The organism is Pelomicrobium sp. P1 (genome assembly GCF_052805615.1).
The window spans coordinates 111,127-134,395 of record NZ_JBRBEM010000003.1 but is presented as its reverse complement, the minus strand read 5'-3'; the positions used below and the strand labels follow the sequence as shown (position 1 = coordinate 134,395).

The 23,269-nt window shown below is 68.2% G+C and carries 24 protein-coding genes and 1 riboswitch; of the genes, 7 read left to right on the top strand and 17 right to left on the bottom strand.

Annotated features, from left to right (window positions below; translation table 11 throughout):
- Positions 1–113: 113 nt before the first annotated feature.
- From ACUVYZ_RS04330 to ACUVYZ_RS04315, 4 genes are all read right to left on the bottom strand, one after another.
- Positions 114–413 carry a hypothetical protein gene (locus ACUVYZ_RS04330; protein WP_439933444.1) on the bottom strand — a complete coding sequence of 100 codons (300 nt, stop codon included), beginning with the start codon at positions 411–413 and terminating at the stop codon, positions 114–116.
- Between the two features lie 73 nt (positions 414–486).
- Positions 487–903, bottom strand: a complete 417-nt coding sequence (locus ACUVYZ_RS04325; RefSeq protein ID WP_439933443.1) for a MerC domain-containing protein — start codon at positions 901–903, stop codon at positions 487–489.
- Complete coding sequence (locus tag ACUVYZ_RS04320) at positions 900–1,661, bottom strand: DUF169 domain-containing protein (protein ID WP_439933442.1); 762 nt, start codon at positions 1,659–1,661, stop codon at positions 900–902. The genes ACUVYZ_RS04325 and ACUVYZ_RS04320 overlap by 4 nt, the downstream gene beginning before the upstream one ends.
- A gap of 119 nt (positions 1,662–1,780) precedes the next feature.
- A complete protein-coding gene (locus ACUVYZ_RS04315; protein ID WP_439933441.1) occupies positions 1,781–2,248 on the bottom strand; it encodes a Fur family transcriptional regulator in 468 nt (155 codons plus the stop codon).
- 159 nt (positions 2,249–2,407) lie between these two features.
- Between ACUVYZ_RS04315 and dmeF the strand changes: the two genes are divergently transcribed.
- The 3 genes from dmeF to ACUVYZ_RS04300 all read left to right on the top strand — a co-directional run bounded on the left by dmeF (position 2,408) and on the right by ACUVYZ_RS04300 (position 4,403).
- Positions 2,408–3,370: a CDF family Co(II)/Ni(II) efflux transporter DmeF gene (dmeF, locus tag ACUVYZ_RS04310; protein ID WP_439933440.1), complete on the top strand. Its 963-nt coding sequence runs from the start codon at positions 2,408–2,410 to the stop codon at positions 3,368–3,370.
- 79 nt (positions 3,371–3,449) lie between these two features.
- Positions 3,450–3,512, top strand: a riboswitch (Fluoride riboswitch).
- A 101-nt stretch (positions 3,513–3,613) separates the two neighbouring features.
- Complete coding sequence (crcB, locus tag ACUVYZ_RS04305; RefSeq protein WP_147798393.1) at positions 3,614–4,000, top strand: fluoride efflux transporter CrcB; 387 nt, start codon at positions 3,614–3,616, stop codon at positions 3,998–4,000.
- 40 nt (positions 4,001–4,040) lie between these two features.
- The gene (locus ACUVYZ_RS04300; protein ID WP_439933439.1) at positions 4,041–4,403 is read left to right on the top strand and encodes a DUF190 domain-containing protein; all 363 of its coding nucleotides are present in this window, start codon (positions 4,041–4,043) and stop codon (positions 4,401–4,403) included.
- 43 nt (positions 4,404–4,446) lie between these two features.
- Here the strand turns inward: ACUVYZ_RS04300 and gor are convergent, their stop codons facing one another.
- The 4 genes from gor to ACUVYZ_RS04280 are packed head-to-tail and all read right to left on the bottom strand — an operon-like array spanning position 4,447 to position 9,597.
- Positions 4,447–5,826 carry a glutathione-disulfide reductase gene (gor, locus tag ACUVYZ_RS04295; protein WP_439933438.1) on the bottom strand — a complete coding sequence of 460 codons (1,380 nt, stop codon included), beginning with the start codon at positions 5,824–5,826 and terminating at the stop codon, positions 4,447–4,449.
- A gap of 25 nt (positions 5,827–5,851) precedes the next feature.
- Positions 5,852–7,054: a class I SAM-dependent rRNA methyltransferase gene (locus ACUVYZ_RS04290; RefSeq protein WP_439933437.1), complete on the bottom strand. Its 1,203-nt coding sequence runs from the start codon at positions 7,052–7,054 to the stop codon at positions 5,852–5,854.
- 4 nt (positions 7,055–7,058) lie between these two features.
- The gene (recG, locus tag ACUVYZ_RS04285) at positions 7,059–9,158 is read right to left on the bottom strand and encodes an ATP-dependent DNA helicase RecG (protein ID WP_439933436.1); all 2,100 of its coding nucleotides are present in this window, start codon (positions 9,156–9,158) and stop codon (positions 7,059–7,061) included.
- 55 nt (positions 9,159–9,213) lie between these two features.
- Positions 9,214–9,597 carry a RidA family protein gene (locus ACUVYZ_RS04280; protein ID WP_439933435.1) on the bottom strand — a complete coding sequence of 128 codons (384 nt, stop codon included), beginning with the start codon at positions 9,595–9,597 and terminating at the stop codon, positions 9,214–9,216.
- Between the two features lie 153 nt (positions 9,598–9,750).
- Here ACUVYZ_RS04280 and ACUVYZ_RS04275 point away from each other — a divergent pair, with 153 nt between their 5' ends.
- Both ACUVYZ_RS04275 and ACUVYZ_RS04270 read left to right on the top strand, forming a co-directional pair.
- Positions 9,751–11,670 (top strand): potassium transporter Kup, encoded by a 1,920-nt coding sequence (locus ACUVYZ_RS04275; protein ID WP_439933434.1) that lies wholly within the window; start codon positions 9,751–9,753, stop codon positions 11,668–11,670.
- Positions 11,671–11,679: 9 nt separating this feature from the next.
- On the top strand, positions 11,680–12,018 hold the full coding sequence (locus tag ACUVYZ_RS04270; RefSeq protein ID WP_439933433.1) for a tetratricopeptide repeat protein: 339 nt from the start codon (positions 11,680–11,682) through the stop codon (positions 12,016–12,018).
- Between the two features lie 142 nt (positions 12,019–12,160).
- Here the strand turns inward: ACUVYZ_RS04270 and ACUVYZ_RS04265 are convergent, their stop codons facing one another.
- The 9 genes from ACUVYZ_RS04265 to norR all read right to left on the bottom strand — a co-directional run bounded on the left by ACUVYZ_RS04265 (position 12,161) and on the right by norR (position 20,109).
- Positions 12,161–13,114 carry an ABC transporter permease gene (locus tag ACUVYZ_RS04265; protein WP_439933432.1) on the bottom strand — a complete coding sequence of 318 codons (954 nt, stop codon included), beginning with the start codon at positions 13,112–13,114 and terminating at the stop codon, positions 12,161–12,163.
- Positions 13,104–14,063: an ABC transporter ATP-binding protein gene (locus tag ACUVYZ_RS04260; RefSeq protein WP_439933431.1), complete on the bottom strand. Its 960-nt coding sequence runs from the start codon at positions 14,061–14,063 to the stop codon at positions 13,104–13,106. Before ACUVYZ_RS04260 ends, ACUVYZ_RS04265 begins: the two co-directional genes overlap by 11 nt.
- The gene (locus tag ACUVYZ_RS04255; RefSeq protein ID WP_439933430.1) at positions 14,060–15,220 is read right to left on the bottom strand and encodes a COG1470 family protein; all 1,161 of its coding nucleotides are present in this window, start codon (positions 15,218–15,220) and stop codon (positions 14,060–14,062) included. Before ACUVYZ_RS04255 ends, ACUVYZ_RS04260 begins: the two co-directional genes overlap by 4 nt.
- A 195-nt stretch (positions 15,221–15,415) precedes the next feature.
- Positions 15,416–16,213, bottom strand: coding sequence for a YiiX/YebB-like N1pC/P60 family cysteine hydrolase (locus ACUVYZ_RS04250; RefSeq protein ID WP_439933429.1), 798 nt, complete (start codon positions 16,211–16,213; stop codon positions 15,416–15,418).
- Between the two features lie 180 nt (positions 16,214–16,393).
- Positions 16,394–17,122 (bottom strand): hypothetical protein, encoded by a 729-nt coding sequence (locus ACUVYZ_RS04245; RefSeq protein ID WP_439933428.1) that lies wholly within the window; start codon positions 17,120–17,122, stop codon positions 16,394–16,396.
- 77 nt (positions 17,123–17,199) lie between these two features.
- Positions 17,200–17,613: a hypothetical protein gene (locus tag ACUVYZ_RS04240; protein ID WP_446033034.1), complete on the bottom strand. Its 414-nt coding sequence runs from the start codon at positions 17,611–17,613 to the stop codon at positions 17,200–17,202.
- Between the two features lie 82 nt (positions 17,614–17,695).
- Positions 17,696–17,983 carry a GYD domain-containing protein gene (locus ACUVYZ_RS04235; protein ID WP_439933426.1) on the bottom strand — a complete coding sequence of 96 codons (288 nt, stop codon included), beginning with the start codon at positions 17,981–17,983 and terminating at the stop codon, positions 17,696–17,698.
- 138 nt (positions 17,984–18,121) lie between these two features.
- A complete protein-coding gene (locus ACUVYZ_RS04230; RefSeq protein WP_439933425.1) occupies positions 18,122–18,487 on the bottom strand; it encodes a hypothetical protein in 366 nt (121 codons plus the stop codon).
- A gap of 74 nt (positions 18,488–18,561) precedes the next feature.
- Positions 18,562–20,109 (bottom strand): nitric oxide reductase transcriptional regulator NorR, encoded by a 1,548-nt coding sequence (gene norR, locus ACUVYZ_RS04225; protein WP_439933424.1) that lies wholly within the window; start codon positions 20,107–20,109, stop codon positions 18,562–18,564.
- A gap of 184 nt (positions 20,110–20,293) precedes the next feature.
- Between norR and ytfE the strand changes: the two genes are divergently transcribed.
- A complete protein-coding gene (ytfE, locus tag ACUVYZ_RS04220) occupies positions 20,294–20,959 on the top strand; it encodes an iron-sulfur cluster repair protein YtfE (protein WP_439933423.1) in 666 nt (221 codons plus the stop codon).
- Between the two features lie 33 nt (positions 20,960–20,992).
- Positions 20,993–23,269, top strand: a complete 2,277-nt coding sequence (locus ACUVYZ_RS04215) for a nitric-oxide reductase large subunit (RefSeq protein ID WP_439933422.1) — start codon at positions 20,993–20,995, stop codon at positions 23,267–23,269.

The following is a 23,269-nucleotide window of genomic DNA, read 5'->3' as shown; positions in this document are numbered from 1 at the left end:
GCGCGGCCCTCGTGCATTCGTGGCGATTACGTGTCTGCGCCATGCGAGTCTCCTGTCGTCCGTGGCCATGGGCAGGGCTGGGCGAAATCCCCGGTTTCCCCTTGAGCACCCCATTATCCCCTAGCCGACGACCCCACGTCCTCCGCGATGCACAATCCCGTGAGTACGGTGACCGGTATCAGGGTTCGCTCCACGTCCGTTCTCCGAGGCTTAATGATGCAGGCCGTGCAGCAGGTGGATGACACCAGCGCCACCGCCAACGCCTCCCCCACGGCGAGGCCCGCCTCGATCGCCTCGGGCAGCAGATTGAGCAGCGCCGCGCCCAGCAGGATACCCACCGAAAAGCTCACCAGCCTGGGCACCCAGCGTTCCAGCACCGCGAACGTGAGGGACGCCACAACAACGCTCAACACCCCGCCCGCCGCGCCGTGGCGAGGACATAGCGATCAGGACCGTCCACGGCCTATGCCCCGGAACCGACCGGTCTCATTCCTGGCCTCGGGCGGCCTGGCAAACGGCGCACGATCGGCAGAAGGTGCGGTTTGCCAGATGGGCCGCCATCAACACCCCCGATCCCGCGACGGTCAAGAGGATTTCTCCCGTTTCCCCGAGGCTCGCTTCCCCGGCAAAGGTGGCGATGAGCACCGCCGCCAGGCCGCCCGCTCCCAGCGCTGGCACCGATCGACGCCGGTGGCGCAGGAACCCGGGAACAAAAGCGCCCATCGCCAGCAGCACCAGCACCCCGCCGAGGGCCTGATGCACCCATTCGCCGGCCCAGAGCTCAACGCCCGCCACCGGTGCGAGGGCCACCGCCAGGGGCGTGGCCAGGCAGTGGAGCAGGCACAGGGCGGAAGTCCAGAGGCCGGCCCGATCCCAGGCCGGATGATAGGCGCGGGCGATCATCCGCCCTCCCTCACCCGCTCCAGGGACTGGGCGACGCTGGGCGCCTCCCCGGCCGCCACGTCCTGTCGCCGGCGCCGGTGGAAGGCCGTGAGGGTCACATTGGCCCGAGCGAGGACCGCGATGCGCGCCACGTACTCGCCGAGCCTGACCCCCGGCAGCGCCCACAGGGCCACCTCTCCGGTCAGGGCGTCCAGGTACGCCCGCGCCCCGCAACAGCCCAGGGACAAGGCCGCCCGCCCCGTGTTGAGCGCCTGGGGCACCACGGAGCAGGCGGGCCGTCCCAGGGCGGGCGGCGCGCCCCCTTCCACTTGCTCCACCGCCTCGGCGATCACCAGCCCTTGCCCGGCCTGGGCGAAAATCAGCACCACGTCGGGGTCCAGGGGCGTTTCGGCAAGGGGTGCGTAGAGAACGCGCCGAGAAGGGCGCTGCGCCACCGGGACCCGGGCGACATCCTCCTCCCGCAGGTAATCCAGCTCGGCCATGATCTTGAGGGCCGCTTCCAGCTCGGTCCTCTGGGTCGGGGGCGCGTCTGCCAGGTTGTGGGTATAAACCCCCACTGCACAGAGGGCGTGATCCGCAGCCGAGGTCACAAAGGCGCCTTTCGCCCCCTCCTGCCAGAAAACGCAGCCGGCGGGCACAGAAGGCCCGGAGTAAACGCCCACACCCGCGGGCGGCTCCTGGACCAGGCACACGGCGACGGGGGAAAAGGCGAGCTTCAGCGATTGCTCCAGCGTGCGCGCCGCATCGCGGTAATCCATAAGCCTTCTCCTTGGCAGGACGATCCCTCTTCCGGTCGCGTTATGCAACCGGATTGCATAAACTTTTCTCAGAGCGCCGACAGGGCCGGCCCCCTCGCCGCCCGCCGGCGCAGTCGCCTTCACTGACCGCCGGCGCAGCCGGCGCAGAGCCCTCGGATCGTGAGCTCCACCGCCTGGGAGCGGTAGCCGGGGGGCAGCGCCAGGGCGTAAGCCGTGCTGGTGTTTTCCAGGCAGAACACCGCGCCGCAGCGGTTGCATTTGAAGTGGGCGTGCCCGTCGCGATCCGCCTGGGCCTTGTAGCGCCACACCCGGTCGTCGCCGACGATCCGGTGGGCGAGTTCCTGGCCCACCAGCCATTCCAGGACCCGGTACACCGTCACCCGGTCCACCCGCACGCGGCCTTTGAGCGCCTCCTGCACCTGGTGATGGGTCAAAGGCCGACCCGCGGCAAGCAGCACGCCCAGCACCCGCACGCGCGCCGACGTGGCCCGCTGCGCGCGTTTCAGGATCAACGCCTCGGCGGCGGACTCCCAGCGACCGGGCGGCGATGCGCCCGCCGCGGCGCGACGCAAACGGGTCTGAACCATGGCTTTACTATACTGCACGCAGCCATTTTTCGCAACGCAGTTGCATGCAATCCGAGGGCGCTAGTCCCGAAGCCGCGACTGCTCCGTTCGACCGGCCGATGGCCTAGGCTTTAAAATACCGCTTCGTCCCGCTCGGCATCGAAGCACCCCTGGATCCGCATGCATCCTCTTGATCTCACTCAGTGGCGGCACGAACACGTGTTCGACCACGGCAACCGGGCCGGCGAGCGCAATACTTGGCGGGTGGTGGCGTTGACCAGCGCCATGATGGCGATCGAGATCGCGGCCGGGTGGCTCTTCAACTCTATGGCTTTGCTGGCCGATGGCTGGCACATGAGCACCCACGCCGTCGCCCTCGGCGTCTCGGGGATGGCGTACGTCCTCGCCCGCCGGCTCGCGCACGATGCGCGTTTCGCCTTCGGCACGTGGAAAATCGAGGTGCTGGCCGCCTTCGCCAGCGCAGTCTTCTTAGCCGTGGTCGCCCTTTACGTGGCGGCGGAGTCGGCGACCCGACTCTTTCGACCGCTACCCATCGACTACGAGCAGGCCCTCCTCGTCGCCACCCTGGGGCTTGCGGTCAATCTCCTGTGCGCCTGGCTGCTGAGGGATCACCACCATCACCCGCATTCCGGCGACGATGCCTCCTATGACCCTCTCCACGCCCACGGGGACCGTCACCACGCCGATCTCAACCTGCGCTCGGCCTACCTCCACGTGGTCGCAGACGCGCTCACCTCGATACTCGCCATCGCCGCCCTGCTGGGCGGGCGGCTGGCGGGCTGGAACTGGCTCGATCCGGTCATGGGCATCGTCGGTGCGACGGTGATTGCGGCCTGGGCCTACGCACTGATCCGAGATTCGTCCAAGGTGCTCCTCGACCGGGAGATGGATCACCCCGTGGTCGAGCGGGTGCGCCGGCTCATCGAAGGCGACGGCGAGGCGACGATCTCAGACCTCCACGTGTGGCGCGTCGGCCGTACCCAGTACGCCTGCATCGTCTCGCTGGTGACCCACACGCCCAAGACACCGGACGAGTACCGCGAGCGGCTCAGGCATTGTCCCGAGCTGGGGCACGTATCGATCGAGGTCAATCCCTGTCCGCGCTGCCGCAAGCAGTCGTAGGCGGACGCGGTCGGCGTTGGCCTCAGTGGCGAAAGAACGCTGGCGCACAAGGTGGACTTCGCGGCAACGGGCATTTAGAATGCGCAGAGGAGATGGCATTCCTCCTTTAACCGCCCGCGTGGCTGATGATGCCTGCCTTGCAGATTGCCCGGATCCGGGGAAGGTGGGCGCGCAGGTGGTCAATTCCCGCTTTTCTCTCGCCTCCTTCTCCGTTCCAAGAAAAATGCTCCAGAAAGGAACGGAATGGCAATGTATTCGCTTCTTAGCGTGTTTCTCGGCGCAGGCTTGGGCGCATGCCTGCGCTGGTGGCTTGGCGTCGTCCTGAATCCGCTCTTCCCGGCCATTCCGCTCGGAACGCTCGCGGCAAACCTGCTGGGCGGCTACTTCGTGGGCATGGCGATCGCCTACTTTTCCTTCAAATCGGGCTTGCCTCCGGAGGCGCGCCTCTTCGTCATCACGGGCTTCCTGGGGGGGCTCACCACGTTTTCGACTTTTTCCGCCGAGGTCGTCACTCTGCTCGGACGAGGACAGCTTGCCTGGGCGCTCGCTGCGGCGGGCGGACATCTGCTGGGCTCGCTCGCCCTCACCGCCCTGGGGATCGGCACAGTGAAATGGCTCATACGAGGCTAGCAGGGCTTTGAGCGGGCCTCATCGACAGGAGACCGAAGCCATGGAAGGCGCTTTCCTCCGCTTCTACGTGCACGAGAACGCACGCCACCGCCACGCTCTTCTCTGGGAGTGGCTGCTGGAGCAAGCCAACCGGATGGGTATCCGCGGCGGCTCGGCGTTCCGGGCCATGGCAGGCTTCGGACGGCACCACGTGCTCTACGAAAACCACTTCTTCGAGCTGGCCGGAACCCTCACCGTGGAGGTGGAGTTCATCGTCACGCCCGAGGAAGCCAGGCGGCTGCTGGAGCTCGTCGAGCGGGAGAAGATCCGGGTCTTCTACGCCCATATCCCGGCGCGCTTCGGCGTGCTCAACCCGGACGCGGACGATCCGCCCGGCACGGCCGTGGATCCGGAGAACCCGTGAACACGTCGCACGCGCGCCCGCGGCGACCACGACCAACCCGTTGTCATGCCAAGCCCACCGCCCCAGGCTCGGGCTTTCTCTCGCGCATCGTGACGAACTCCTCGGCCAGCGTGGGGTGAATGCCGACGGTGGCGTCGAACTGGGCCTTGGTGGCGCCGACCTGGAGGGCCACCGCGAACCCCTGCACCACCTCCCCCGCCTCGGGCCCCACCATGTGCACCCCCAGCACCCGGTCGGTGGCGCCGTCCACCACCAGCTTCATGAAGGTGCGCTCCTCGCGCGGCGTGAGGCTGAGCTTGAGGGGCCGGAAGGCGGTCGTATAGACATCCACCCGGGAATAACGCTCCCGCGCTCGCGCTTCCGTAAGGCCCACCGCGCCCACGTTGGGATGGCTGAACACCGCGGTCGGCACGTTCTCGTAGTCCATGGGCTTGGGGCTTGCGCCGAAGCGGGTCTGGGCGAAGGCCATGGCCTCGTGGATCGCTACCGGCGTGAGTTTCAGCCGGTCGATGACGTCGCCCAGGGCATAGATGGAGGGCACCGAGCTGCGGAACGCCTCGTCCACCACGATGGCACCGTTTTCCGCGAGTTTCACCCCGGTCTCTTCCAGGCCGAAGCCGCGGCTCGAAGGCGCCCGCCCCGTGGCGAACATCACCAGATCGAAAGCTTCCTCCCTGCCGTCGCCAAAGCAGACCTCGCGACGGCCACCGGCGCCGGCCCTGAGGGCCAGCACCCGGGTGTTGAACAGGATGCGGACTCCCTTTTTCTCCATCTCGCCGGCGAGAAACTGACGCACCTCATCGTCGAAACCCCGCAGCAGGTGGGGGCCCCGGTAGGCGAGGGTGGTCTCGACCCCCAGGCCGTTAAAGATGGAGGCGAACTCCACCGCGATGTAGCCGCCTCCCACCACCAGCGCCCGCTTCGGCAGAGCCTCCAGGAAGAACGCCGCATCGGAGGTGATGCCGAGCTCCGCCCCCGGGATCGGCGGCACCACGGCGCGGGCGCCGGTGGCCACCAGGAGGTGGCCGGCGGTATAGTTCCTCTCCCCCACCCGGACCCGATGGGGACCCAGCACCCGGGCGCGGCCGCGCAGCAGCGTCACCCCGGACGCTTCCAGCAGCCGCTCGTAGACGCCGTTCAGCCGGGCGATCTCCCGATCTTTGTTTTGTCTGAGCTGCGTCCAGTCGAAGCGAAGGCGACCCGCCTTCCAGCCGAAGCCCTCCGCGTCCTCGAAGTCCTCGCGGAAGTGGGCGGCGTAGGAGAAGAGCTTCTTCGGTATGCATCCGACATTCACGCAGGTGCCGCCGAGGAAGCGTTCCTCGGCGATGGCCACCCGGGCGCCGTAGCCCGCCGCCACGCGGGCCGCCCGCACGCCGCCCGAGCCGGCACCGATGACGAACAAATCGTAGTCGAAGCGCGTCAATTCCGGTCTCCTCTTCGCCTTGGGGTCAACCGATTCTGCACAGCAGGCCCTTCAAATAAGCGCCTTCGGGAAAGTTGAGGGCCACCGGGTGGTCGGGGGCCGCTGCGTAGCGCTCCACGATGCACGCTTCCACCCCCGCGTCCAGGGCCGCGCCGGCCACGATCTTCTGGAACAGGGCCTCGTCCACCCCGCCCGAGCAGGAAAAGGTGGCGAGCAGTCCCCCCGGGGCGAGCAAGCGAAAGGCGAGCCAGTTGAGGTCCTTGTAGCCCCGGGCCGCCTGGGGCGCCTGGGCGGCCGTGGGGGCGAACTTGGGCGGATCCAGGACGATCAGGTCGAAACGGCGGCTCTCGTCCCGCAGCCGCCGCAGCGCCTGGAACATGTCCGCGTCCCACCACTCGCACCGTATTGCGTCCAAGCCGTTCAGCGCCACGTGCGCCTGCGCCTGCGCCAGCGCCTCCGCCGAGGAATCGATGGACAGCACCGTCTCGGCGCCGGCCGCGAGGGCCGCCACGGTGAAGGCGCCGGTATAGCAGAAGCCGTTCAGCACCCGGCGCCCGCTCGCATGGCGCGCGACCCGCACCCGATTGACCCGCTGGTCCAGGTAGAAGCCCGTCTTGTGGCCGCGGCGCACGTCCACCCGGTAGGCGAGCCCGTGCTCCCGGATGAGGACGGGCACCGGCGGCTCGCCGCCCCGCAGGGGGCCCACCCGGGGCGCGAGCCCCTCCAGGGCGCGGACCTCCCCGTCGGAGCGCTCGAACACCCGCGCCGCCCCCGTCAAGGCGACGAGCTGTTCGGCCAGGCACTCGCGCCACGCCTCCGCCCCGCAACTTCCGAGTTGCAGGACCAGGGTGTCCCCGTAGCGGTCCACCACCACCCCCGGCAGGCCGTCGGACTCGCCGTGCACGAGCCGCAAAGCGTTGGTTTCCTCCGCCGGCACGAGATCCCGGCGCAGGGCGAGGGCCGCAGAGAGCCGGCGGCGGAAAAAACCGGCGTCAATGGGCTCCTCCCGGTCGAAGGACCAGATCCGCAGCCGGATCTGGGACAAGGGGCTGAACGCTCCCCAGCCGAGAAAAGCGCCGTCGGCCGAGCGTATTTCCACCGTCTCCCCGGCGCCGGGGTTAGCTTCCACCCGCGCGATGGCCCCCGAGAACACCCAGGGATGGCGGCGCAGGAGAGATTTTTCCCGGCCGGGTTTCACGATCACCCGGCCCGCGGGGGTGCGTTCCACGGGGCTACACCTTGAGATAGTGATGGCGCAGGCCCATCCAGCGTTCCAGATGCCGGCGGGCGTGGTCGGGAAAGCGCTCCAGCATCTCCCTGGCCGCCTCCCGCGCCGCCTCCAGCAGATCCTGGTCCCGCTCCAGGTCGGCGAAGCGCAGCAGCGGCACGCCGCTCTGGCGCGCCCCCAGGAATTCCCCCGGCCCCCGTAGCCGCAGGTCGTGGCGGGCGATCTCGAAACCGTCGCTCACCTGATACATGACCCGCAGCCGCTCCCGAGCCGCCCCGGAGAGGGGCGTGCCGTACAGGAGGATGCACGCGCTCTTCTCCGCCCCCCGGCCTACCCGCCCCCGTAACTGGTGGAGCTGGGACAACCCCAGGCGCTCGGCATGGTCGATCACCATGAGGGAGGCGTTGGGCACGTCCACTCCCACCTCGATCACGGTAGTGGCCACGAGGAGCTGGATCTCACCCCGCTGAAAGGCCTCCATCACCCGCGCCTTGTCCTCGGGCTTGAGCCGCCCGTGGACCAGGCCCACCTTGAGCTCCGGGAAAGTGCTCTTCAGGCGCTCGAAGGTCTCCAGGGCGGTCTTCAACTGCAGCGCCTCCGACTCTTCGATCAGGGGGCATACCCAGTAGGCCTGTCGCCCCGCGAGGCAGTCGGCCCGCACCCGGGCGATCACTTCGTCGCGCCGGGTGTCCGCCACCAAGCGTGTGGCCACCGGGGCGCGCCCCGGCGGCAGCTCGGCGATCACCGACACGTCCAGGTCGGCGTAGTAGCTCATGGCCAGGGTCCGGGGGATGGGGGTGGCGCTCATCATGAGCTGGTGGGGGTGGTCGCCTTTCAAGCGCAGGGCCAGGCGCTGGTGCACCCCGAAGCGGTGCTGCTCGTCGATCACCGCGAGCCCCAGGCGCTGGAACCGCACTTCCTCCTGGAACAGGGCGTGGGTGCCCACCGCCACCAGGGCTTTCCCCTCGGCCACCTGCGCGAGGGTTTCGTCCCGCGCCCGCTTCTTCTGGCCGCCCGCGAGCCACACCACCTTCACTCCCAGCGGTTCCAGCCATTGGGCGAACTTGCGGTAGTGCTGTTCCGCCAGGATCTCGGTGGGGGCCATGACGGCGGTCTGGTGGCCGCTCTCCGCCGCTTGGAGCGCCGCCAGCGCGGCGACGATGGTCTTGCCGCTGCCCACGTCCCCCTGGAGGAGCCGCTGCATGGGGTGCGCCTCCCCCATGTCCCGGCTGATCTCGGCGAACGCAGTCTCCTGGGCCCGGGTGAGGCGAAAGGGCAGGGACTCGATCAGCCGCCGGGTCAGGGTGCCCCGGGCCGGAAGCCGGGGCGCGACCCGGGCGCGCCGCTCGCGGTAATGCAAGCGCATGGACAACTGCTGGGCCAGCAGCTCGTCGAACTTGATCCGCCGCCACGCCGGGTGGGTGCGCTCGGCGAGGGCCCCCTCGTCGGCGCCGGGGGGCGGGGCGTGGAGGAAACGCACGCTCGCTTCGAAGTCCGGGAGCCGGTGGGCCGCCTTGAGGGAAGGCGGCAGGGTGTCGGAGAAGGCCAACTCCGCCAGGCAGCGCCCGATCAGCCGCCGCAACACCGGTTGAGTCAGTCCCGCCGTGGTGGGGTAGACCGGGGTGAGGGTAGTGGGCAGGGGCTCGCCGGGAGCCACCACCCGCGCCCGCGGATGCACCATTTCCGGCGCGAGAAACCCGGACCGCAGCTCCCCATGCAGCCGCAGCCGCTTTCCCACCGCCAGGGCACGGACCTGGTTGGGATAGAAGTGGAGATAACGCACGGTGAGCTCGCCGCTGCCGTCGGAGACGCGCACCACCAATTGGCGCCGGGGCCGGTAGACGATCTCGTTACTCACCACCACCCCCTCCACCTGGACCGGCGCGCCGTCCCGGGCTTCGGCGATGGGGACAATGCGAGTCTCGTCCTCGTAGCGCAGGGGCAGGTGCAGCGCCAGGTCGAAGGGCGTCTGGATTCCCAGGCGGGCGAGCCGCCCGGCGATGGCTGGGCTGAGTTCCGCGAAGACGGGGTGAGAAGCGCCGGGCGCCGGCGTGGGCGCCGCGCCTTCACCGCCGTCCGGCGTCCCCGGTGGACCGGTGTCCATTCGAAGTCTGCCGGCTTCTGCCACCCCGCGCCTCACGGCGATAAACGCCGAGGACTTACGCCCCGAGCACCAGGATCGCCTCCATCTCCACCAGGGCGCCCCGGGGGAGCGCTGCTACGCCCACCGCGGCCCGGGCCGGATACGGCTCGCGGAAGTAGGTAGCCATGATCTCGTTCACCCGCCCGAAGTGGGCGAGGTCGGTGAGATAGACAGTGAGCTTCACCACCTGATCTAGGGTGCCGCCCGCCGCCTGGGCCACCGCCTGCAGGTTTCTGAACACCTGGTGGATCTGTCCGTCCGGCTCCGGGACCAGGGCCATGGTCTTGGGATCGAGCCCGATCTGGCCGGAAAGGTACACGGTCTCTCCGGCGCGGATCGCCTGGGAATAGGTGCCGATCGCCTTGGGGGCGTCTTCGGTAGAGACGGGAATGCGGCTCATGGCGGCTCCTAGCGAAGGGATGAGAGGCAACGGCCGTAATGGTAGGCCACCGCAGGGCTTTGGGGAACCTTAGCCACGGTACTGCTCGCCCCGATAGGGCCCTCTGCCCGCCACAATGGCGACGCGGGCGTATTGCCGCTATATTGCACCTTCATGTCCGGTACCCGCGAAGCCCAAAGCCATCCTGTGGCCTCCGCGGCGGCGGCTTATCATCGTCGGGTCGCAGCGCTGGCGGTGGCCGCCGTGGGCGTCGTCTACGGCGACATCGGCACCAGCCCCCTGTACACCATGCGGGAGGTCTTCAACGGCCTGCACCCGCTGCCCGTCAACCCTGCCAATGTGCTGGGCATCCTCTCGCTCATCTTCTGGTCGCTCATCATCGTCGTGACGCTCAAGTACGTGGTGCTCATGATGCGCATGGACAACCAGGGCGAGGGGGGCATCATGGCGCTGACCGCCCTCGTGGTGAAGGCCCTGGGGGACGAGCCTAGGCGCCGGCGGATCTTGGTGGCCCTGGGTCTGTTCGGCGCAGCCCTGTTTTACGGCGACGCCATGATCACCCCTGCCATCTCGGTGCTCTCGGCAGTGGAAGGGCTGGCGGTGGCCACTCCCCATCTGGACCCCGTGGTGGAGCCCGTGGCCGTGGCGGTGCTGGTAGTGCTCTTCATGCTTCAGCGCCGCGGCACAGCCGGCGTCGGTGTCCTGTTCGGCCCAGTGATGATGGTCTGGTTCGCCACGCTCGCCCTGCTGGGTCTGGCAAAAATCGTCCAGGTGCCGCAAGTGCTCAACGCCTTGAATCCCTGGTACGCGGTGGCGTTCTTCGCCGAGAACCGCTGGCAGGCCTACCTCGCGCTCGGCGCCGTGGTGTTGGCGATCACGGGGGCCGAAGCCCTCTACGCCGATATGGGCCATTTCGGCAAGCGCCCGATCCGCCTGGCGTGGGTCGGTTTCGTGCTCCCTGCGCTGCTGCTCAACTACTACGGCCAGGGCGCGCTGCTGCTCACCCAGGCCGAAGCGGCGCGCAACCCCTTTTACCTCCTCGCGCCCGGATGGGCGCTTTATCCCCTCGTGGCCCTCGCCACCGCCGCCACCGTGATCGCCTCCCAAGCCGTGATCTCCGGCGCCTTTTCCCTCACCCACCAGGCCATTCAGCTGGGGTATTGCCCCCGCCTGGAGGTAACCCATACTTCCGAGCGGGAAATGGGCCAGATCTACATGCCCTGGGTGAACTGGGCGCTGCTTGCCGCCGTGGTGGCGCTGGTGCTCGGGTTTCATTCCTCCAGCCACCTGGCGGCAGCCTACGGCATCGCCGTCACCGCCACCATGGCCATCGACTCCCTCCTGCTCTACGTGGTGCTGCGCCGCCTGTGGCGCTGGAGCCGCTGGGTCGCCGGTGTCTTGGCAGGACTGCTCCTGGCTGTGGACCTGGCTTTCTTCAGCGCCAACGCCCTCAAGCTGTTCCAGGGGGGCTGGTTCCCAGTGATCGTGGGGGTAGTACTCTTCACCCTCTTTTCCACCTGGTACCGTGGACGCCAGCTCGTGTTCGAACGGCTGCGCAGCCGGGACATTCGACTGCAGCCGATGCTCGAAAGCCTCAAGCTCAATCCGCCCCAGCGGGTACCGGGAACGGCGGTGTTCCTCACCAGCAAACCGGACACGGTGCCCCATGCCCTGCTGCACAACCTGGCCCACAACAAGGTGTTGCACGAGCGCGTGGTCTTCCTCACGGTGGTGACCGAACCCGTGCCGCGGGTCCCCGAGGAGCGGCGCGTGGAGCTGCAGGCCCTCGGTGAGGAGTTCTACCGGGTCATGGTCCGCTATGGCTTCGTGGACCAGCCCGACATTCCGGCGGCGCTCGATCGGCTGCGGCCTCATGGCCTGGAGTTCCCGCTGCTGGAGACCTCGTACTTCTTGAGCCGCGAGACGCTGATCCCGTCCCTGGCCTTGGAAGGCATGGCCTTGTGGCGCGAGCGCCTATTCGCCACCATGGCGCGCAACGCCGGCAGCGTCACCGCTTACTTCCGCCTTCCCAGCAACCGGGTGGTGGAGCTGGGCACCCAGATCGAGCTGTAAGGCATCTCCATGGCGAGCGCTGTCCTCGCGAACCTGGAAAAGCTCTTGGCCTCCGGCAAGGAGTCGGCGCTCCTGCGCTTCAGCCTCGGAAACGAGTACCTGAAGCAGGGGGATGCGGCCACCGCCATCGCCCATCTGCGGCGGGCCTTGGAGCTGGACAGGAACTACTCGGCGGCGTGGAAGCTCCTCGGCAAGGCCCTCGCCGAGGCGGGGCGGCCTGAGGAAGCCCTGGACGCCTACCGCCAGGGAATCCAGGTGGCGGAGAAAAAGGGCGACAAGCAGGCAGCCAAGGAGATGGCCGTGTTCGCCCGCCGCATCGAGAAACAGCTCCACACGCCGGGGCAGTGATGTTGAAGAGAAAGACCCAACCCTGCAGCCACGAATGGGCGCGAATGTTCACGAAGAATAAAAAACGAAGTCATCTGTGCAAATTCGTGTTCATCCGTGGCTCACTAGAGGATTTTTTTCAGACCATGGGCACCGGCAGCCCTCAGGCGCGGACCTCCTTGCGCTGGAACAGCGCGTAGGCCACGGCGAAGAGGAGCAGGGTGCCCGCCACCAGGGTGGTCAAGGCCGGCCACACCAGGGCCAGGCTTTCCGCGAGGGGCAGCGGCCGGCCGATGATCATGCCGTCCAGTTGGGCCAGGAACACGGGTCCCAGGGTGCGCACCTCCGGCTGCAGCAGCGCCTGCACCGCGTCGCTGTACAGGGCGTTGGGCGAGACGCGGGCCAGCGCCAGGGCCAAGCTCATCTGGGCCAGGGGATCCCGGGCCACGCCGGTGGCCACCGCTTGGGCCCCCTGGACCAGGAACTGGGTGAGCATGGGCCAGAGCACCGCGAAGAAGATCCACACCCCGAGGGCCGTCAGCACCGCTCCCTGGGGCTGGCGGAACACGACCGACAAGCACATTGCGAGCGCCAGCCATACGCCCCCGTAGAACAGAGTGGCCAGGAGAAAGAGCAATCCCCGCGCCACTTCCTCCGGCCCCGGCGGCAGCCCCAGGAACAGGATCCCCAGCCCCGTGGTGACCAGCCACAGGGCGGCGAGCAGCACCGCCAGAGTAGAGAGTGCGGCGAGGAACTTGCCCAGGAGGAGCGCGTCCCGGTAGATAGGCTGGGAGAGGATGCGGCTCAGGGTGCGCCGGTTGTACTCCCCGTTCACCGCGTCGAAGCCCAGGGCGATGGCCACCAGGGGCACAAAGAACCCGAGAAAGGCGACGAAGGAGGGAAGCGGCGAGCGGGCAGCGGTGAACAGCCGCAGGAAGGCGAACGGATCCTGCATGACCGTGGCGCGCAGTTGCTGCCCCGCCACGTACACCGCCCCCACCGCGGCGATCAGCACCAGCATCTCCAGCACCCGCATGCGGGTGGAGGAAAGATGGTCGGCCAGCTCCTTCGCCCACACCGCCGTCACTCCCGTCCAGGGGGAACCCTCACGCTTCATAGGCCGCCTCCTGGAAATAGCGCGTGTATACCTCGTCCAGCCCGGGGCGCTCCTGGGCGAGGCCGGTGAGCCGGGCGCCGGCCTCAACCGCCGCCCGGGCGAGCTCCGCCCGGAGATCCCGTTCTGCGTCCACCCGCCAGCGCCCCGGTCCCTCCGGCTGTACCGAGCGCACCCCAGGCACTTCTTCCAGCGCCCGGCGAAGCTGCGCCCCCTCCGGGTCCGAGGGCGCTGGCCCGGCTTCCAGCCGCACCCGCCAGGCGGTCCCGAGCACCTGGCGCGCCAACTCTTCCACGCTGCCGGTCAAGCGCATGCGGCCCCGGGAAAACAGCCCCACCCGATCGCACACCTCCTGCACCTGGTGCAGCAGGTGGGAGGAGAGGAGCACGGTGATGCCCTCCTCCTTGAGCTTCAAGATCAGAGCGAGAAAGTCCCGGGCCGCTTCCGGGTCCAGCCCCAGGGTGGGCTCGTCCAGGATCGCAACCCGGGGCATCTTGCATAGGAGCTCGGCGAGCCCCAGCCGCTGGCGCATGCCCCGGGAGAAGGTAGCGACCCGGTCGTGGGTCACCCCTTCGAGTCCCATGCGGGCGAGGGCGGCGCCAATCCGCCGCTCGGCCTCGGCGGCGGGTAAACCATTCAACTTGGTGATATAGCGCAGATTCTCCCACGCGGTCAGCTCCTCGTAGAAACCCACCGCGTCGGGGAGATAGCCCACCTGGCGCTTGACCGTGAGGGGCCGGCGCCGGGGATCGAGCCCCAGCACCGAGATTTCCCCAGCGCTCGGCTCGGTAAGCCCGAGCAGCATGAGGATGGTGGTCGTTTTGCCGGAGCCGTTGGGCCCCAGTAGGCCGAACACTTCCCCCCCCTGGATGTCCAGGTCAAGGTCCTCTACCGCCACCGCGGCGCCGTAGCGCTTGGTGAGGCCGCGGGTCTGGATGACGGGAGCGTTCATCGCCGTCCGTAGCGCGCCACGACGAAGCCCACCACTCCCAGGGCGGCCAGCACCACGGCGATGCCCACCAGGCCCCACAGGGTGGAGGTGCGCACGGTCATCCGGTAATCCATGGACGCCGATTCCCCTTCGGTCTCGGCGCGGAAGCTCACGTTGAAGTCCCCCGCCAGGGAGCGGGGGGAAGGCGTGACGGTGGCGGTCACCTGGGCCCGTTCCCCGGGAGGTACCGCCTGAAGCTCCTTGGGCTCGAACTCCACCTTCCATTCCCTGGGGGGAAAAGCCGAGAAGGTCACGCCCCGGGCCGCAGCGGTGCCGGTGTTTTCCACCACCAGGGTCACGGGGGTGGGCTCCCCGGCGTAGGCGTCCCCCGAGAGCACTTCGGTGGGAGTGCGCAGGGCGAGTTGCGGGCGCCCCGTCACCACCACGGCGAGATCCGTGCTGGCCCGGGCCCGACCGGTATCCGCGGTCACCACGATGCGGTAGGGGCCGGCGGTCGCCCGGCGCGGGGGCTGCACCCGCACGTTGAACTCCCGGGATTCCCCCGCCTTGACGGGCAGGCTGGTCACCTGCTGGGAAGAAAACGCCGGGGTGAAACTCACCTCGAACCCCGGGGGTGCCTCAGCGGAAAGATTCACCAGGGCATCCTGGCCACTGCGGTTCTCCAGGGTGAGTTCGTAGCTGAAGCTGGCCGAGGCGCTGCCTTGCAAGGTGGGCAGGCTGGCTCTAAGCCCCAGGTCCGCCGGCAGCACGTCCCCGAACTGGAGCCTGAGGGGAAGCTCGGCCCGCTGCCCCGCCCCTTGGGCCACCACCCGCAGGGCGTAGCTGCCCTTGTCCAGCGCCTTCGGCGGGTCGAGCCGTAGGGTGACGCTGCGCTCGGCGTCCGGATTCACGTACACGGCGCCGATGGCGCGCCCGTCCCCCACAAAACTCGCCTTCCACCCCGCGGGCACTTGCTCCGCCTTGAGCTCCACCACTTGGGGCGGGAGCCCGAAGTTATGCACTGTGAGAGGAATAGAGAGGGTCTCCGCGGGACGCAGGGTCTGGATCGGATAGGCCGTGGAAAGGGCAAGACCCCGATAGGCCCGCTCTTGAGCGGCAAACGCCGCCGTGGCGGCGAGCAGCAACCCCAGAGCGAGCGCAGCCTCCCGTCGTTCCATGCGTTTTCCTCCTTGTCAGGGCTTGGACATAAAGAGGCGCCGTTGCGGGAGAAAATGAGCTCCACCGCGACAGCACCTCCCGGATGGGTCTTACAGGTCGCCTTAATGGCTGGCTTGTTTGCCAGGAGGGAACCGACCCGTTTGCCCGCTTTGATGGGGCCGAGCCGCCTGGGGTTCAACCCCCTTTTCGATCGACTACCCGCCGGTAAAGGGCTCCATCGCCTCTATTCGGCCCTCTTCACCCCCCTCCCAGCGAAGGCCCCGGTAGTCGAAACCCAGTTCGAGGGCAGGCTTCACCACCTGAAAGTAGGGGGAGATGTCGAAGTCCCGGGGCGTGTACAGGCTCGCGTGCCGGCTGGAATAGATCTCCTCCTCGGCCTTGCCCGCACCGTTGCGGCGCCGGGTGACCTGGGGCAGGATGGGATAGCCCACCGCCTGGAAGGCCTGGGCGATCAGGGTGGAGCAGATGGCCTTGGTGGGCTCGCCGCTGCCCAGGGAGAGCATCTGGCGCCGGAACCGGCTCGGCACGGGCAGGATGGGCAACAGGTACCGGGCCAGGTCCAGCATGTTCTTGAGATCGTAAGCCTGCCCCAACCGGGCGATGGCGTAGTCCACCACCCGGCGCCGGTCTTGTTCCGACAACCCCACCGGGCGGCAGATACGGGTGTGGAAGGCGGCGTATTTGGACAGGGGCACCGCTTGGCAACCGTGCACCATGTCCACTTCCACCAGCACGGGCGGGTTTTCCCAGTTGTGGTGATCCACCAGGGCGTCGCCCACGTACAAGGCCGCGTGGGACCAGGTGGATTGGGTGAGGTACTTGATCGCCGTGGAGACCCGGGTATTGCCTTCCACCAGCAGGACGTCGGCGGGCCGCAGGGTCGCCAGCAGCGCCGCCGGGCTCGTCGTGGCGGCGGGGGCGTAGTGGGGCAAAGGCTGGCTGAGATAGCGTGCCAAGGCCCGCCCCAGGGGTTGGAGCCAGCGTCTGGTCATGGATTTCGCATCCCCTATCTGCTCTCCCGGCGGCATGAATCCGTCATCTTCCCCGAGGGCCTACTCCACTTTAGACCACGGGAACGGCATCTCGGCACCCTCGATCCGCAGGGCGGGCGAGTCGCTCCGACGCCTTCCTCCGGCCGGGGCGGCTTCATCTGCGCGCCGGGGGCGAACGGTTCATCTACCCTTGACCGGAGGCTCCATGGCGGGCTCCGCGCCGGCCAGGTCCCGGACCGCAGGAGCGGCGGTAGGCCAACCCGCGCCGCCCGCGAGCTTCGCGCATTCCGTCCCCATGGCACGGGTGGCCTCCGAGAGCTCGGAAAGGAAGGCCAGGTACTGTTTCTGCCATTCCCCCAGGATTTCCCGGCGCCGGTTTTCATCCCCCTCCGCCTGGGCGAGGGAGAGCTCGCAGCGCAGGAGCCCGATCATCACCCGGCTGTACACCGAGTAAAGGATGGCGGCGGCGCCGTCCAGCTCGGGAAAGTACAGGCGGGCGAGGGCCATCACCTTCTTCACCGGCGCCTCTTCCGTGCGCACCGGGGCGTTGAACAAGCGCGCCGATTTTTCCCGGTCCAGCCAGAACAGGAGCTCGTAGACCGCAGTCATCAACTCCTCCAGCTTGTCCCGCTTGAGCGCCAAATCGTTGCCCTTGGGCGAAGGCGCATCGGCGAGCCTGGCGGCCATCCGGGCGAGCTCCTCGTTCACCTGCCGTTGCTCGTCCACCAGCCGGTAGAAATCCTCCCGCGGAGCGAGGGTCTCCACCTCCCGGCGGATATGGCGGCGCAGTTGCACGTGGGAACCGATCACCAGCACGATCACGGCGGCCAGCGCCAGGAAAAGAGGCCAATCGGACGGGATCCGGGCGGCGAGCTGCTGGCCCAGCTCGATCAAGCGGGCAAAGTCCATGGGAAGGTTCGGGTTGGAGGCCAGCCCCTATGGTACTCCAAGCGCCTCCGGCCCGAGGGTGTCGAGACCTAACCGGATTATTTTTTGCGGAATAGCCGGGCCGTGCGGGCCACGTCTTCGGGCTCCACCCAGAAGATGGCGCCCCAGCGGCCTTGGCCCGCGGACACCGCGTCCACCGCCGTGACGTTCACCCCCGCCTGGGCTAGCTTTTTCAAGTTCTCGGCCAGCGCCCCGGCCCGATCCTCCCCCTGGATCAGGAAGCCGCTTTTCTTGGGCATGAAAGGAAGGCCGGCCTTCCTGACCGCCGCCATGAACTTGCGGGAATCCTCCGGCACCACGTCGATCTGGGCCCGGCGCCCCTGGGGGTAGCCGGTGCAGGCCAGCAGGTTGATCCCCGCGCTCACCAGGGTCGAGAGCACCTTGAACGCCTCTCCCGGCCGGTTGGGCACCTGGATGGAGAAATAATCGACTCTGCGCACGCTATCGGGCACGGCGGGTGTTCTCAACCGACGGGAAGAGCGGCTGGCCGAGGCACCCTGGTCCCGGCCGCCACCGCCCGCAACGCCGGGCGGCTCACAGGGCGTTCAGGAATTCCTTCCAAGGCGTTCCCGCCAGGGTCTCGGTGGTGGAATGGCCGTAGGCGCGAATGATCATGGCGGCTCTTTCCACCTCCTTCACGTCGGCCGCCTCCACCACGTCCACCGCGTCGAAGCGCCCGAGGGTAGCGTAGCTCTCCTTCCAGGAGACCCCGGGACACTCGGTCCTGATTTTCTCCGAGACGGTGGCTGCGAGGGCCTTGAAATCCTTCGGGTCCTTGAAGGCTTCCGGGGAAAAGCGGCTCAAGATGATGTACGTTGCCATAAGCCACCTCCATGGGATATGGAATCACTCCCCGGGGCAGGGCCCGCCACCGGGGATTCATTTCTCACACCGGCGGGATGAAGACTGACCCTCCCCCGGATCGATCCTGGCCGGGCGGGCAGAAGGCTGCGAGTCGGCTCAATCCTCGCAGCGGGGATAGTCCCCCAACAACCGCGGGGGTGTCCCCTCCTCCCCGTTGTCGTGATCGTAATAGCGGGTGGGACCATAGCAGTACCGGGACGGTCCCCCATAGGAGTGGGCCCGCGGCGGATCGTACGGAACATGATAGCGCCGCTCGATGACCACCCGGGGCGGCGCTTCATGGGCGTAATACCGGGGAGCGGCGAGGGCGGAGCCGATCAAGCCTCCCAAGAGCCCTCCCAGCACCGCCGCGCCGAAGACGTCTCCCCGGTGGCCGTGGTGAGAGGGGTGATGGCCAAACCCATGCCCCAGGACATCGGCCGGGCCCGCCGCGAAGACCCCTACGGTCGCGAAAGCGATCAAACCGTTCCTCATCCTCGCCTCGCTGCTATTTTGTTATAGCCTAACCGCGGCAAGCCGCCAGGCGCCGCGCCTCCTTACTTTAGACCGAGCCGGCGGGCGAGCTTGTGCAAATTGCTGGGGTCAACCCCCAGGCTCGCCGCCGTGCGGGACCAGTTGCCCCCGTGGCGGGCCAGGGCCCCTTCGATGTGGCGGCGCAGGAAGCGCTGCTGGGCCTCGTGCAGGGTAAGCCCCGGCACCATGGTCGCGGGGCCTGCCTCCTCCTCGTCTTCCCCAGCCCGAGGCGGGGCCTCGGAGGCTTCCGGGTCCAGATCCAGGAACCGCCGCTCGATGGTCACGATGGCGTTGGCGCTGGCGGCCCGGGCCCGGGCCTTGAGGGCGGCGCGGCTCACCACGTGTTCCAGCTCCCGCACGTTCCCCGGCCAGGCGTAGGCGAGCAAGGCCTTCTCCGCGTCCCGAGAGAGCCGCAGGCTGCGCACCCCCAGGCGGGAGCGGTTCAACTCCAGGAAGTGACCCGCCAGGAGCAACACGTCGTTGCCCCGCTCCCGCAGGGGCGGCACGAAGACGGGATAGACACTCAGGCGGTGGTACAGGTCGGCCCGGAACCTCCCCTGGCGCACCGCCTCCTTCAGGTCCCGGTTGGTGGCGGCGACGATGCGCACGTCGATTCTGACCGGGACATCCGACCCCACCCGCTGCGCCTCGCCGTGCTGAATCGCCCGCAGGAGCTTGGCCTGCACCGGCAGTGGCAGCTCCCCCACCTCGTCCAGGAACAGGGTGCCTCCCTCGGCGGCCTCGAACTTGCCCGCCCGGTGGCTGACGGCGCCGGAGAAGGCCCCTTTGACGTGCCCGAAGAGCTCGCTCTCGGCCAGGCTTTCGGGCAGGGCGGCGCAGTTCACGTGCACCATGGGGCGCTCCCGCCGCCGGGATAGGGTGTGGATCTCCCGCGCCACTAGCTCCTTGCCCACACCGGTCTCTCCCAGGATCAGCACCGAGAGGTCCGAGTCGGCGATCAGCATCAGCTCCTGTTTGAGCTCCTGGAGGGCCGGGCATTGGCCGATCAGTTCCTGCCGTCCGGCGGTCACCACCGACGCCAGGGCCGCTCCCGCGTCCGCGCGGAAAGTCTTGAGCGCCTCGAGCTGGGCGGAAAGCTCCGCCAAGCGCACGCTCGCCTCGGCGAGGAGCACGAAATGCTTGAGCCGCTCCAGATCGAGCCGGGTGAAGCGCCCCGGGGCGAGGGCATCGAAGGTGAGCACGCCCCAGGCGCGGCCGTCCACGTAGAGGGTCACCCCCATGCAGTCGTGCACGTGCAGGCCGCCCGTGCGGGACTCCACCAGGCCGTCGTAGGGATCGGGAAGATCCGTGTCCGGCTCGAAGATGACCGGCTCGTGGGCGTAGAGAATCGTCTGCAGCCGGGGGTGATCCGCCAAGCGGAAACGCCGCCCCAGGGTCTCTTCCGCGAGCCCCTCCACCGCCACCGGGCGTAGCACCTCCCCCTCCAGCTTGAGGAGCCCGATGGCGTCGCATTCGAAGGCGGATTTGAGGATTTGCACCACCCGCCGGTAGCGCAGCCGGGGCGCCAGGTCCCGCCCCAGGTCGGACATCAGTTGCAACAAAGGTTCCACGGTTCATCCCGCCGTTATCGGTCAATGGTAAATTTTACCATGAGGGTGGAAATAACCATTAATCGCTTTGGTCATATCAACCCTCATTCGGGATTGACATCATGAAAATCAATCGCTTGCTCCTGGCACGGGTCTTGTTTAAAGGAAATCGAATCCCTTAACCCCCTCAGGACTGGAGAAGGTCATGGATTACTTGGAAACCCCGGTGGGCGAGCTGGCAGCCGCCATCCCCGGCGCGACCCGCTTGTTCCGCCAGCATCGCATCGATTTCTGCTGCGGTGGCGAGGAGCCGCTCAAGCAGGCCCTCGAAGCCCGGCGCGTGGACCCGGCCGCCTTCGCCGAGGCGTTGTCCCGGCTCGCCGCCCACCCGGCGCAAGGGGCCGACTGGCGCACCGCGCCCCTCGGGCGGTTGATCGAGCACATCGTGGAAAGCTTCCATGAGCGCCACCGCCGGCAGCTTCCGGAGCTGATCGCCCTGGCCCGCAAAGTGGAGCAAGTGCACGAGCGTCACCCCGCGTGCCCTCGGGGGCTCGCCGAGCGCCTCGCGGCGCTGCGAGGAGAGCTGGAGTCCCACCTGCAGAAGGAGGAGCGGGTGCTCTTTCCCCTAATCCTCCAAGGGGACGGCAACCGAGTGACGACCCCCGTGAGCGTCATGCGCTACGAGCACGACCAGCACGGCCTCGCCCTGGCGGAGCTCCGGACAGCCGCCCATGACTTGGCGCTTCCCGAGGACGCCTGCACCACCTGGCGCGCCTGCTACCGGGGTCTCGAGCAGTTGATCGGCGACCTGATGGAGCACATCCATCTCGAGAACAACGTGCTGTTCCCCCGGGCCATCGAGCAGGCCTGAAGCGGTCGATCCTTCTAAGGAGAATTCTTCCCTATGAACCCGGAAAAAAGACTCTGGCTGACGCTGATCGCGGTACTCGGCGTCACTTTCGCGCTCCTCGGCTTTTTCGGGCGCGAGGTCTACCGCCAGGCGCCGCCCGTGCCCGAGCGCTTCGTCGTCCAGGACGGGGCGGTGCTCTTCACCCATGAGGACGTGATGCAGGGGCAGCTCGCGTGGCAGTCCACCGGCGGCCAGCAGCTCGGATCGGTGTGGGGCCACGGGGCCTACCAGGCCCCCGACTGGACCGCCGACTGGCTGCACCGGGAGCTCACGGCCTGGCTGGAGCTCGCCGCCCGGGATCTGCACGGCCAGCCCTACGCGGCGCTTACCGAGGAGCAGCAGGTGGCCCTCAAGCTCGAGCTCAAGCGCGAGTACCGCGCCAACACCTACGACGCCGCCTCCGGTACGGTCACCCTCACGCCGCGGCGGGCGGCCGCCATCCGCCAGGTCCAGGGCTACTACGATGCCCTCTTCGGAGCCGCGCCCGAGCTCAGGAAGACGCGGGAGAGCTACGCCATGAAGGAGGACACCCTGCCGCGGCCGCAGGACAGACAGAACCTCGCCGCCTTCTTCTTCTGGTCCGCCTGGGCGGCCGCCACCACGCGTCCCGGCTCGCAGGCCACCTACACCAACAACTGGCCCCACGAGCCCCTGATCGACAACGTGCCGACGGCGGAGAACGTGCTGTGGTCGGTGCTGTCGGTGGTGCTGCTCGTCGCCGGCATCGGCGCTTTCATCTGGAGCTGGTCCTTCGGCCGCAAGTACGGGGAGGAGGATTTCAAGCCCCTCGCCCGGGACCCGCTGGCGGCCCTCGCCCTTACGCCCTCCCAGCGGGCGTTATGGAAATACCTGGTGGTGGTGGTCGCCCTGTTTGGCCTACAGGTGCTGCTCGGGGGCTTCACCGCCCACTACACCGTGGAGGGCCAGGCGTTCTACGGCCTGGAGACCTCCCGCTGGCTGCCCTACGCCCTCACCCGCACCTGGCACATCCAGAGCGCCATGTTCTGGATCGCCACCGCGTTCCTGGCGGCGGGCCTGTTCCTCGCCCCCGTGATCAACGGCGGCCGGGACCCGAAATACCAGAAGCTAGGCGTGGACCTGCTGTTCGGGGCGCTGGTGGTGGTGGTCGCCGGCTCCTTCATCGGCCAGTTCCTCGCCGTCAACCAGCAGCTCAAGCTGGAAGTGAGCTTCTGGCTCGGCCACCAGGGCTACGAGTACGTGGACCTGGGACGCGTATGGCAGATCGCCCTGTACGCGGGGCTGATCCTGTGGCTCGCGCTGATGCTGCGGGGGATCGTGCCGGCGCTCAAGCGCGAGAAGCAGAAAAGCCTGCTGATGCTCTTCGCCGCGTCGGTCCTCGCGGTGGGCCTGTTCTACGGCGCCGGCCTGTTCTACGGAGCCCGCACCCACCTCTCGGTGATGGAATACTGGCGCTGGTGGGTGGTGCACCTGTGGGTGGAAGGCTTTTTCGAGGTGTTCGCCACGGTGGCCCTCGCCTACATCTTCTCGACCATGGGCCTGGTGTCGAAGACCAGCGCCGCCCGGGCGTCCCTCGCCTCCGCCACCCTGTTCATGCTGGGCGGCGTGCCCGGCACCTTCCATCACCTCTACTTCTCGGGCACCACCACCTCCATCATGGCCATCGGCGCGGTGTTCAGCGCCCTGGAAGTGGTGCCCCTGGTGGTGGTGGGCATCGAGGCCTACGAGAACTGGCGCCACAAGGACCGCACCCCTTGGATGCGGCGCTACGAGTGGCCCCTCAAGTTCTTCGTGGCGGTGGCTTTCTGGAACTTCGTGGGCGCCGGGGTCTTCGGCTTCCTCATCAATCCGCCCATCGCCCTCTACTACCTGCAGGGGTTGAACACCACCGCGGTGCACGGCCACGCGGCGCTGTTCGGGGTCTACGGCTTCCTGGCGCTGGGCCTGGTGCTGCTCACGCTGCGCAGCCTGCGGCCCGAGGCCCAGTGGAACGAGGCCACCCTCAAGACCGCCTTCTGGTGGATGAACGGGGGGCTCGCCGCCATGATCGTGACGAGCCTCCTGCCCATCGGCCTCTACCAGTTCTGGGCGAGCCTCAAAGTGGGCCTGTGGTACGCCAGGAGCGAAGAATTCCTGCAGCTTCCCCTCCTGGAGACGCTGCGTTGGGTGCGCACCGTGGGCGACCTGGTGTTCATCGTCGGCGCTTTCGCCTTCGCCGCCTTTGTGGTGGGGACCCTCGCCCGGCGACGGCCGGCGATCCCCGCCACGGGGCCGGCGGCCGAGCGGGCCTGA

What these genes read in the sequence shown, in the direction of transcription:
- ACUVYZ_RS04325 (WP_439933443.1), bottom strand. Translation starts at nt 903, where the DNA reads ATGATCGCCCGCGCCTATCATCCGGCCTGGGATCGGGCCGGCCTCTGG.
- ACUVYZ_RS04320 (WP_439933442.1), bottom strand. Translation starts at nt 1,661, where the DNA reads ATGGATTACCGCGATGCGGCGCGCACGCTGGAGCAATCGCTGAAGCTC.
- ACUVYZ_RS04315 (WP_439933441.1), bottom strand. Translation starts at nt 2,248, where the DNA reads ATGGTTCAGACCCGTTTGCGTCGCGCCGCGGCGGGCGCATCGCCGCCC.
- dmeF (WP_439933440.1), top strand. Translation starts at nt 2,408, where the DNA reads ATGCATCCTCTTGATCTCACTCAGTGGCGGCACGAACACGTGTTCGAC.
- crcB (WP_147798393.1), top strand. Translation starts at nt 3,614, where the DNA reads ATGGCAATGTATTCGCTTCTTAGCGTGTTTCTCGGCGCAGGCTTGGGC.
- ACUVYZ_RS04300 (WP_439933439.1), top strand. Translation starts at nt 4,041, where the DNA reads ATGGAAGGCGCTTTCCTCCGCTTCTACGTGCACGAGAACGCACGCCAC.
- recG (WP_439933436.1), bottom strand. Translation starts at nt 9,158, where the DNA reads ATGGACACCGGTCCACCGGGGACGCCGGACGGCGGTGAAGGCGCGGCG.
- ACUVYZ_RS04280 (WP_439933435.1), bottom strand. Translation starts at nt 9,597, where the DNA reads ATGAGCCGCATTCCCGTCTCTACCGAAGACGCCCCCAAGGCGATCGGC.
- ACUVYZ_RS04275 (WP_439933434.1), top strand. Translation starts at nt 9,751, where the DNA reads ATGTCCGGTACCCGCGAAGCCCAAAGCCATCCTGTGGCCTCCGCGGCG.
- ACUVYZ_RS04270 (WP_439933433.1), top strand. Translation starts at nt 11,680, where the DNA reads ATGGCGAGCGCTGTCCTCGCGAACCTGGAAAAGCTCTTGGCCTCCGGC.
- ACUVYZ_RS04265 (WP_439933432.1), bottom strand. Translation starts at nt 13,114, where the DNA reads ATGAAGCGTGAGGGTTCCCCCTGGACGGGAGTGACGGCGGTGTGGGCG.
- ACUVYZ_RS04260 (WP_439933431.1), bottom strand. Translation starts at nt 14,063, where the DNA reads ATGAACGCTCCCGTCATCCAGACCCGCGGCCTCACCAAGCGCTACGGC.
- ACUVYZ_RS04255 (WP_439933430.1), bottom strand. Translation starts at nt 15,220, where the DNA reads ATGGAACGACGGGAGGCTGCGCTCGCTCTGGGGTTGCTGCTCGCCGCC.
- ACUVYZ_RS04250 (WP_439933429.1), bottom strand. Translation starts at nt 16,213, where the DNA reads ATGACCAGACGCTGGCTCCAACCCCTGGGGCGGGCCTTGGCACGCTAT.
- ACUVYZ_RS04245 (WP_439933428.1), bottom strand. Translation starts at nt 17,122, where the DNA reads ATGGACTTTGCCCGCTTGATCGAGCTGGGCCAGCAGCTCGCCGCCCGG.
- ACUVYZ_RS04235 (WP_439933426.1), bottom strand. Translation starts at nt 17,983, where the DNA reads ATGGCAACGTACATCATCTTGAGCCGCTTTTCCCCGGAAGCCTTCAAG.
- ytfE (WP_439933423.1), top strand. Translation starts at nt 20,294, where the DNA reads ATGGATTACTTGGAAACCCCGGTGGGCGAGCTGGCAGCCGCCATCCCC.
- ACUVYZ_RS04215 (WP_439933422.1), top strand. Translation starts at nt 20,993, where the DNA reads ATGAACCCGGAAAAAAGACTCTGGCTGACGCTGATCGCGGTACTCGGC.